The following is an 8,961-nucleotide window of genomic DNA, read 5'->3' on the forward strand; positions in this document are numbered from 1 at the left end:
TTTTCCGTGAGCGGGCCAGGGCCTACCAGCGGTCCGGCCGCCGGCTGTCGACCGCGAAGACGGACCCGTCGGGCGCGGTGGCGAAGACCGCGCCGGGCCCGGTGACGGGCGCGGGCAGGGTGGGCACGAGCGTGCGCGGCCCGTCGTCCATCCGCGGCTTCGTCTGCCCGAGCAGGACGCCGCGTTCGGCGTCCACGGCGAGCAGCCGGCCGTCGCCCGCGCTCAGATAGACGCGGTCACCGGCGACGGTGGGCCGTGACGCCCGGGTGACCGATGTCTCCAGCCGCCAGCGCACACCGGCGCTCCCGCTCCCGCTGCCGCCCGCCGACCCGGCCGCGCCGGATCCGGTGGTGTCGACGGCGAGCAGCGAACCGGTGTACCCCATGACGTACACCGTGTCGCCCGCCACGGTGGCCTGCGCCTGGTCGACCGGCGTGGGCAGCGGGACGCGCCGTACGGTAGGGCTCGACGCGTCGAGCCGTACGACCTCGTTCGTATAGCCGTCGGCGTCCTCGGAGAGCAGGAACAGCGCGTCGCCCGACGCGCCCGCCGGGGTCAGGCTGCCCGTCAGCCTCTTCGTCCAGCGCACGGCGCCGTCGGCCGGATCGACGGAACTCACCTCGGTGGCCCGGCCGTCGGACGACGGCGTGGCGGCGAACAGCGGACCGCCCTCGGCGGCGGAACCGCCCGCCGCCGTCCAGACCGTGCCGGTCCCACCGCGCTGTCGGCTCCAGCGCTCGTCCCCGGTCGCGCTGTCGAGGGACCGTACCCGTCCGTCGTAGGCCACGAGCAGCACCGTGTCACCGACGTGACGGACAGACGCGTACGAGGAGATCGGGACGGACCAGCGCGTGGCGCCGGAGTCCGGATCGAGCGCCTCCAGCCGGGCCCCGCCGGAGCCGGTCACCTGCAGCAGCCCGCCCGAGAGAACCGGCGCCGCGCCGACATCGGCCTCCGCACCCGCCTTGCCGCCCTTGACGGACCAGTCGAGCCGGCCGTCCGAGGGATCGAGCCGGGCCGCCTTGATGCCGGGAGCCGTGCAGTAGACGGCCGCGTCCGCCGCCGAGCAGACGGGTATGCGGCTCTCGCCGCCGCCGGTGCCGGGCAGTTCGACGTGCCAGGGCTGGAACGTGCCGCCGGGTCTGACCGCGGCCGGCCGTGCGGGGGCGGCGGTGTCGTCCTCCAGCGCGGTGCGGACACCGACGAAACCGGCCGCCGCGACGGCGGCCAGCACGACACCGATCGCCGCCCACCGGACGGTCCGCGCACGGCTCGTACCCCCCGCGCTGTTCGTACTCCCCGCGCTCTCCGACTCGTTCGCGCCCTCCGTGCTTTCCGGGCTCTCGTTGTTCTCCGTGCTGTCCGCGCCGTCCAAGGGCCTGATCCGGAGCTGCCGCGTCCGGGACCGGGCGGGGCGGGCATGGGTGGCGGGATCCGGATCCGCGTTCTCGGCGGGGGCGGGACCGCGCTGCGCCGGTACGAGCGGACTCGCCCCCGGCGACGACCGCCGCGCGCGGTGGAGCGCGCCCGCACCGGGGGCCGACGAGGGGCGCAGCGCGGCCATCATCTCGTCCGGCGTCGGCCGGTCGGCGGGCTCCTTGGCCAGACACCGGGTGATCAGCGGCAGCAGCGACTCCGGGACCCCCGCCAAGTCCGGCTCGTTGTGCACGACTTGGTACGCGACGATGTACGGGCTGTCGGAGTCGAACGGCCCGCGCCCGGTCGCCGCGTGGACCAGCACCGCGCCCATGGCGAACACATCGGCGGCGGGGCCGACTTCACGCGGCCGCTGGAACTGCTCAGGCGCCATGAACGGTGGTGTGCCGATCAGCTTGCCCGTCTCGGTCCGCAGATCACTGTCCGCCGGGCGGGAGATACCGAAGTCGATGACTTTGGGGCCGTCCGGCGCCAACAGGACATTGCTCGGCTTGAGATCGCGGTGCACCACACCGGCCCGGTGGATGTCCCGCAGCCCCTCGGCCAGTCCCGCGGCGAGCCTGGTCAGTTCCTCGGCGTCCAGCGGGCCGTTCCGCTTCACCCGCTCGGAGAGGGTCGGGCCATCGATGAACAGGGTGGCCATCCAGGGCCGTCCGGCCTCCGGGTCGGCGTCCACGACGGGCGCGGTGAAGGCGCCGCTCACCCGGCGGGCGGCGGCGACCTCTTGCCGGAACCGGGCCCTGAACTCGGGATCCGACGCATGGTTGGTATGGATGACTTTGACGGCGAGACGCAGTCCGGAAGCGGAGGTGGCCAGATGCACCACACCCATCCCGCCTGCTCCCAGGGCTGATTCGAGCAGGTAGCGACCGGCGTATTCCGGACGCTCCGCTTCCGGGGCCGACCCGGTGTTGCGCAGTGGTGGCATCGCCCACCCCCGTGTATTCGTGCGCAAGCGCGACGCACGGAGCCTAGTCGATGATGCGTGCTATCCAGCCATGGGTTGCTAGCCTGCGCGGCGCAGAGTACGCACCTTCAGTGGGGGAGGACCGAATGTCAGTCGAAGAGGTTGAGAGCGGCGTGGGGAATGCCGTGGGGGATGTCGTGGAGGGTGCCGGGGAGGCACCGGCGGGGACGCTCGCCGAGAGCGCGGTCGCCATGGCCGGGCCCGTGGAAACGCTGGCGGCCAAGCGGTACGCGGTCCACCCGGACTACCGCGTGAACGTGCGCAGCGGCCCCGGCACGAACTACCAGCTCGTCAAGGTGCTCCCGTACGGCGCGAGCGTCCCGATCAACTGCCAGAAGCCGGGGGAGTGGGTCACCGGCCCGTACGGGACGACGAACCTCTGGGACAACATCGCCAACGGACAGTTCGTCTCGGACGCGTATGTCTACACGGGCAGCAGCGGCTATGTCGCGGAGCGCTGCGCCTGATCGGGCTGATGCTGATGGGGCTGATGCTGATGGGGGTGATGAGGGCTGCTGGGGGTGGCCGGGCTGACCGGGCGCCGCGACGCGTGCCGGGGATAATCGCCGCGTGAGCGAGCACCCCGTACCTCCCGTCCACCCCGACCAGCCTGAGCGGTCCGAGCGGTCCGAGCGGTCCCGGTCGCGCGCGCCCCGCGGCGACGGCGGACCCGAGCCCGAGGCCATCCGCTTCTTCGGTACGACCTGGGTCGGCCACGACGGCGGCTACGCACTGCGCCGCGTCGTGGTCGCCGCGGGCTCCCTCGTCACCACCGTCGCCGCCTGCTTCGTGCTGCGCTTCGCGTACGAGGGACTGGAGATCGCGGACGTGGGCGCGTTCGTCGGGGTGCTCGTCATCGCGGTCTTCTCGGTGTGCGGCGCCATCGCGTTCCGCAGGACCTGGGACGGTTTCCAGCGCCGCCCGGCCGGCCCGGCCCGCGAGGAATCCCTGCGCAGCGTCAAGACGATCGGCTTCATCGGCGCGCTGCTCGCGTACTTCCTGCGGTCTCTCGCCGAGGCCCCGGGCGAGGGGCTGCGCCGCGGGGAGTACGAGACGGCCGTCGCCCAGTACGAGCGCCGCCGCGGCGCCCGCGCCGGAAACCCCGCCGCCCGCGCCGGAAACCCCGCCGCCCGCGCCGGAGGCAAGGGCGGGAAGCCCAAGCGCGGGTAGACACCCACGACTCAGGTCGCGCCCCGCCGCCGCGCCAGGATGGGCGCATGACCGAACGCGCTCTCTCCTTCGACGCCGTGGCCGACCAGTACGACGAGGCCCGCCCCGGCTATCCGCCCGCCCTCCTCGACGCCGTCGAGGAACTCACCGGCCGCCCGCTCAGGGGCTCCCGCGTCGTCGACGTGGGCGCCGGCACCGGTATCGCCACCCGCCTGCTGCGCGCACGCGGCTCCCTCGTCACCGCCGTCGAGCCCGGACCGCTGATGGCGGCCAGGCTGCGCCGCGCCGCCCCCGGCATTCCGCTCGTCCGGGGTCTCGGTGACGCCCTGCCCCTGGCGGACGGCAGCGCCGACCTCATCACGTACGCCCAGTCCTGGCACTGGACCGACCCGGCCCGCTCCGTGCCCGAGGCCCTGCGGGTCCTGCGGCCCGGCGGCGCGCTCGCCCTCTGGTGGAACATCTCGGACGGCGATGTGCCCTGGATCGCGGCGCAGGACGAACGGGTCCGCCGCTGGGCCGGCGACGTACACCACGGCGCCCACAGCTCCAGCGGCCGGGCGGGGAATCTGCCGGCCGCGATGGACCGGGTGGAGCGGCGCGTCCCGTGGACCCGCCGCGTCACCCTCGACACCCACCTCGCCAATCTCGGCAGCCATTCCGTCTTCCGTACGCGCGGTGAACAGGCCGCAGCCGACTTCTTCGCGGACGAGCGGGCGGAACTGCTCGCCCTCTTCCCGGACGGGACCGTCGAGGAGGCATATGCCGTCGAACTGACGGTCATCGTCCGCGCTTGACGGGCGCAGCGGCCGCACCCATTATTCATCGCATGATGAATTTTACTGAGGGCGCCATCCGCGCCCGCGGTCTCACCGTCCGACGGGGCGACCGCACCGTCCTGCGCGGCCTCGACTTCGCCGTGGCGCCGGGCCGGATCACCGGCCTGCTCGGCCCGTCCGGCTGCGGCAAGTCGACCCTGATGCGCGCCGTCGTCGGCACCCAGGCCAAGGTCACCGGCGCCCTGGAGGTCCTCGGCCTGCCCGCGGGCGACGGCGCGCTGCGCGCGAGGATCGGCTATGTCACCCAGGCCCCGTCCGTCTACGACGATCTGACGGTGCGTCAGAATCTCGACTACTTCGCCGCCGTGCTCGACCCGGGACGGGCCCGCCGCGCCGCCCGCCGCGAAGCGGTCACCCGGGCCATCGGCGACGTCGACCTCGCCTCCCACGCCGACTCACTCGCCGGCAGGCTCTCCGGCGGCCAGCGCAGCCGGGTCTCCCTCGCCGTCGCCCTGCTCGGCACGCCCGAACTGCTCGTCCTCGACGAACCGACCGTCGGCCTCGACCCCGTACTCCGCCGCGACCTGTGGGAACTCTTCCACCGCATCGCCGCGGAACGCGCCGCGACGATCCTCGTCTCCTCCCATGTGATGGACGAGGCCGAACGCTGCCACCGCCTCCTCCTCATGCGCGACGGCGAGATCCTCGCCGACGACACCCCCGACGCCCTGCGCGCCCGTACCCGCACGGAGACCGTCGAAGCGGCCTTCCTCCACCTGGTCGACGAGGCCAACGCACTCCAGGAGAGCGCCCGATGAGCACCGCGACCCCCGGTACGACGACGGCCCCCGGCACGACAGCGACCCCCCGCACCGCCCCGGCCCCGATCTCCGCCGCCCGCACCCTCGCCACCGCCGCCCGAGTGCTGCGCCAGCTGCGCCACGACCCGCGCTCGATCGCGCTGATGATCCTCGTCCCGTGCGTGATGCTCTTCCTGCTCCGCTACGTCTTCGACGGCAGCCCCCGCACCTTCGACGCCATCGGCGCCTCACTGCTCGGCATCTTCCCGCTGATCACCATGTTCCTGGTGACCTCGATCGCCACCCTGCGCGAACGCACCTCGGGCACCCTGGAACGCCTGCTCGCCATGCCCCTCGGCAAGGCCGACCTGATCGCCGGGTACGCCCTGGCCTTCGGCCTGCTCGCCCTCGTCCAGTCCGTCCTCGCCACCGGCCTCGCGGTCTGGGCCCTCGGCCTGGAAGTGGTGGGATCCGCCTGGCTGCTCCTCCTGGTCGCGCTCCTCGACGCCCTGCTCGGCACGGCACTCGGCCTCTTCGTCTCCGCGTTCGCCGCGTCCGAGTTCCAGGCGGTGCAGTTCATGCCCGCGGTGATCTTTCCGCAACTCCTCCTCTGCGGCCTCTTCGCCCCGCGCCCGACCATGCAGCCCGTCCTGGAGGCGATCTCCAACGTCCTGCCGATGTCCTACGCCGTCGACGGTATGAACGAGGTCCTGCGCCATACGGACGTCACCGGCGACTTCGTCAGGGACGCCGTGATCGTCGCGGGCTGCGCGGCGCTCGTACTCGCCCTGGGCGCGGCGACCCTCCGCCGCCGGACGGCCTAGACGTACCGCTTCCCCCGGACGTACAGCTCGCTCCGTACGTACGGGTTCCCCCGTCCGTACCGCTCCTCGGACACCTCCCGCGCGCGGCCCGGCCCCGGTGCGAGGATGGTCGGGAAGGACAGCACGCAAGGAAAAACAGCACACATCCCACCGGCGAGGTGACCCCGCAATGCCCCAGACAGTCGCAGTCCTCGGTACCGGAAAGATCGGCGAGGCCCTGCTCAGCGGCATGATCCGGGCCGGCTGGCGGGCCGCCGACCTGCTGGTCACCACCCGCCGTGCCGACCGGGCCGAGGAACTCCGTGACCGGTACGGCGTCGAGACCGTCACCAACGCGGACGCCGCCAAGCGCGCGGACATCCTCATCCTCGCCGTCAAACCGCAGGACATGGGCAAGCTGCTCGACGAACTCGCCCCCCATGTCACCGCCGACCGCCTGATCATCAGCGCCGCCGCCGGAATCACCACCGCCTTCATCGAAGAACGCCTGGCCTCCGGCACCCCGGTCGTACGCGTCATGCCCAACACCCCCGTGCTGGTGGACGAGGGCATGTCCGTCATCTCGGCCGGCAGCCATGCCCTCGCCGTCCATCTCGCCCACGCCGAGGAGATCTTCGGCGGCGTCGGCAAGACCCTCCGCGTCCCCGAGTCCCAGCAGGACGCGGCCACCGCCCTCTCCGGCTCGGGCCCGGCGTACTTCTACTTCCTGGTCGAGGCGATGACCGACGCCGGCATCCTCCTCGGCGTGCCCCGCGCCCAGGCCCATGAACTGATCGTGCAGGCCGCCATCGGCGCCGCCGTCATGCTCCGTGACAGCGGCGAACACCCCGTGAAGCTCCGGGAGGCCGTGACCTCCCCGGCCGGCACCACCATCAGCGCCATCCGGGAGCTGGAGAACCACGGTGTACGGGCGGCCCTGATCGCCGCGATCGAGGCCGCCCGCGACCGCAGCCGCGCCCTGGCCACCGGTAACGGCTGACACCCGGACGGACGCGGCTGCCCGCCGGACCACGGCCCGGCGGAAGACCCCGGCTGAGCCGACGGTCCGGGCTCAGCGAACGGTTCCGGCTCGGCCGACGGTCCCGGATCGGCGGGCGATCCCGGCTCAGCCGGCGGGCAGCAGACCGATGGCCCGATAGGCCGCGTCCACCACCGGACGGGCCATTCCCCTGGCCCGCTCCGCTCCCTCCTTCAGTACCAAGTCGACATAACCGGGATCCGCGGCCAGCGCCGCGTGCCGCTCCCGCAGCGGCCGCAGCATCTCGACCACCGCTTCCGCCGTGTCCTTCTTGAGCGCGCCGTACGAGTCGTACGCACCGGCCAGCTCGTCGGGGCTGCCGGTGCCGCAGGCCGCGAGGATCTCCAGCAGATTGGCCACGCCCGGTTTGGCCTCCGGGTCGTACTCGACCTCCCGCCCGCTGTCGGTGACGGCCCGCATGATCTTCTTCCGCGCCACATCCGCGTCGTCCAGGAGATAGACGATCCCCGCGCCGGACTCGTGCGACTTGCCCATCTTCGACGTCGGATCCTGGAGATCCATGACCCGCGCGGCCACCGGCGGCCGGGTGGCCTTCGGCACGGCGAACGTATGCCCGTACCGCTGGTTGAACCGCACGGCGAGATCCCGGGTCAGCTCCACGTGCTGCGTCTGGTCATCACCGACCGGCACCTCATCCGTGCGGTAGGCCAGGATGTCCGCGGCCATCAGCACGGGATACGACAGCAACGAGAACCGCACACTCTCCCCGGACGCCAGCGCCCGAGCGCTCTTCTCCTTGTACTGGATCATGCGCCGCAGCTCACCGTCGGTGGCCGTGCACTCCAGCAGATACGACAGCCGCGCGTGCTCGTCCACATGACTCTGTACGAAGACGGTGCACAGAGCGGGATCCAGCCCGGCCGCCAGCAGGAGCGTGGCGGCCTGCCGGCTGAGTCTGCGCACGCGGGCGGGATCGTGTTCGACGGTCAGAGCGTGCAGATCCACCACGCTGAACAGTGCGTCGGCCCGGTGCTGATCGACCTCGACCCACCTGCGTACGGCCCCGAGGTAGTTGCCGAGTGTCAGATGCCCCGTCGGCTTGACCCCGCTGAAGATCCGCGTCATCTCTCTCTTCACCCTCCGGATCGGAGCCGCCGCCCTCAGCGGCCGGCGACTCCGGGGGGAGAAACGCGAACGGCCGCCGGGGCGGCGGCCGTTGAGTGCACACGTGTGTGGGCGGCCGCCGTCAGGCGGCCCACCACAGAAGGTTGCACGTGTGCGTGGTCATGGCCCCCAGAGTAGCGGCCGACCCCTCAAGTTGACATGCCAAACACAGATCCGTAATGTTCTCCGGGCTGTCCGACGTGAGCACCGGTCCAGGCCGGTCCCCGGACAGTCATTCAGCAGGACCCACTACAAGCGAGCGACCACAGATGTCGCATTGTTTTGCGTGAGCTTTTGCGAATGAGGAATCCGCGTTCGAAGGGACGCGGCCCCGATTAGCGTCGGAGCAGCAGATTCCGCTAAAGTCTCACTCGTCGGAACGGCCCAACGGCCGGGAAGACAGCCCACTCTGACTGGGAATCAGGCCCGAAAGGATCTGATAGAGTCGGAATCGCTGGAAAGGGAAACGCGAAAGCGGAAAACTGGAAGGCGGCCCCGCTCCGACGGGGAATCGGACAGGAAAGAGTCTGATAGAGTCGGAAACGCAAGACCGAAGGGAAAAGCCCGGAGGAAAGCCCGAGAGGGTGAGTACAAAGGAAGCGTCCGTTCCTTGAGAACTCAACAGCGTGCCAAAAGTCAACGCCAGATATGTTGATACCCCGACCTGCCGGATGACCGGTGGGTTGAGGTTCCTTTGTAGTAAACACAGCGAGGACGCTGTGAATCATCGGTCTTATTCCGGCTGATGGTTCCGCTCTCGTGGTGTCAGCCGGATTACCGGCATACATTCACGGAGAGTTTGATCCTGGCTCAGGACGAACGCTGGCGGCGTGCTTAACACATG

At 71.3% G+C, this 8,961-nt stretch carries 9 protein-coding genes; 6 read left to right on the forward strand and 3 right to left on the reverse strand.

The genetic code is table 11. The features are described from left to right. Positions 1-22: 22 nt before the first annotated feature. Positions 23-2,365, reverse strand: a complete 2,343-nt coding sequence (locus ACZ7LS_RS16545) for a serine/threonine-protein kinase (protein WP_385137395.1) — start codon at positions 2,363-2,365, stop codon at positions 23-25. A gap of 125 nt (positions 2,366-2,490) precedes the next feature. Here ACZ7LS_RS16545 and ACZ7LS_RS16550 point away from each other — a divergent pair, with 125 nt between their 5' ends. The 5 genes from ACZ7LS_RS16550 (at position 2,491) to ACZ7LS_RS16570 (ending at position 5,974) form a co-directional block, all read left to right on the forward strand. Further along, on the forward strand, positions 2,491-2,871 hold the full coding sequence (locus tag ACZ7LS_RS16550; protein ID WP_382676395.1) for a hypothetical protein: 381 nt from the start codon (positions 2,491-2,493) through the stop codon (positions 2,869-2,871). A gap of 103 nt (positions 2,872-2,974) precedes the next feature. Then, entirely contained in the window at positions 2,975-3,574 is a 600-nt protein-coding gene (locus ACZ7LS_RS16555) for a hypothetical protein (protein WP_385137397.1), read from the forward strand. 47 nt (positions 3,575-3,621) lie between these two features. Continuing rightward, positions 3,622-4,368: a class I SAM-dependent methyltransferase gene (locus tag ACZ7LS_RS16560; RefSeq protein WP_385137398.1), complete on the forward strand. Its 747-nt coding sequence runs from the start codon at positions 3,622-3,624 to the stop codon at positions 4,366-4,368. 32 nt (positions 4,369-4,400) lie between these two features. After that, on the forward strand, positions 4,401-5,168 hold the full coding sequence (locus ACZ7LS_RS16565) for an ABC transporter ATP-binding protein (protein WP_382676403.1): 768 nt from the start codon (positions 4,401-4,403) through the stop codon (positions 5,166-5,168). Then, positions 5,165-5,974 carry an ABC transporter permease gene (locus tag ACZ7LS_RS16570; protein WP_382676406.1) on the forward strand — a complete coding sequence of 270 codons (810 nt, stop codon included), beginning with the start codon at positions 5,165-5,167 and terminating at the stop codon, positions 5,972-5,974. Before ACZ7LS_RS16565 ends, ACZ7LS_RS16570 begins: the two co-directional genes overlap by 4 nt. Here the strand turns inward: ACZ7LS_RS16570 and ACZ7LS_RS16575 are convergent. Continuing rightward, positions 5,971-6,099: a hypothetical protein gene (locus ACZ7LS_RS16575; RefSeq protein WP_385137400.1), complete on the reverse strand. Its 129-nt coding sequence runs from the start codon at positions 6,097-6,099 to the stop codon at positions 5,971-5,973. The two genes, ACZ7LS_RS16570 and ACZ7LS_RS16575, sit on opposite strands and share 4 nt — an antisense overlap. Before the next feature lie 44 nt (positions 6,100-6,143). Between ACZ7LS_RS16575 and proC the strand changes: the two genes are divergently transcribed. After that, positions 6,144-6,953, forward strand: a complete 810-nt coding sequence (gene proC, locus ACZ7LS_RS16580; protein ID WP_382530955.1) for a pyrroline-5-carboxylate reductase — start codon at positions 6,144-6,146, stop codon at positions 6,951-6,953. A 126-nt stretch (positions 6,954-7,079) separates the two neighbouring features. On the opposite strand, the gene trpS is transcribed toward proC, so the two are convergent. Next, positions 7,080-8,078, reverse strand: a complete 999-nt coding sequence (gene trpS, locus ACZ7LS_RS16585) for a tryptophan--tRNA ligase (RefSeq protein WP_382530965.1) — start codon at positions 8,076-8,078, stop codon at positions 7,080-7,082. Between the last annotated feature and the right edge of the window lie 883 nt (positions 8,079-8,961).

The sequence above is a fragment of the Streptomyces sp. NPDC039430 genome (assembly GCF_055639435.1).

Excerpts from the sequence above, each read along its gene's own strand:
- ACZ7LS_RS16545 (WP_385137395.1), bottom strand. The coding sequence starts at position 2,365 with ATGCCACCACTGCGCAACACCGGGTCGGCCCCGGAAGCGGAGCGTCCG.
- ACZ7LS_RS16550 (WP_382676395.1), top strand. The coding sequence starts at position 2,491 with ATGTCAGTCGAAGAGGTTGAGAGCGGCGTGGGGAATGCCGTGGGGGAT.
- ACZ7LS_RS16560 (WP_385137398.1), top strand. The coding sequence starts at position 3,622 with ATGACCGAACGCGCTCTCTCCTTCGACGCCGTGGCCGACCAGTACGAC.
- ACZ7LS_RS16565 (WP_382676403.1), top strand. The coding sequence starts at position 4,401 with ATGATGAATTTTACTGAGGGCGCCATCCGCGCCCGCGGTCTCACCGTC.
- ACZ7LS_RS16570 (WP_382676406.1), top strand. The coding sequence starts at position 5,165 with ATGAGCACCGCGACCCCCGGTACGACGACGGCCCCCGGCACGACAGCG.
- proC (WP_382530955.1), top strand. The coding sequence starts at position 6,144 with ATGCCCCAGACAGTCGCAGTCCTCGGTACCGGAAAGATCGGCGAGGCC.
- trpS (WP_382530965.1), bottom strand. The coding sequence starts at position 8,078 with ATGACGCGGATCTTCAGCGGGGTCAAGCCGACGGGGCATCTGACACTC.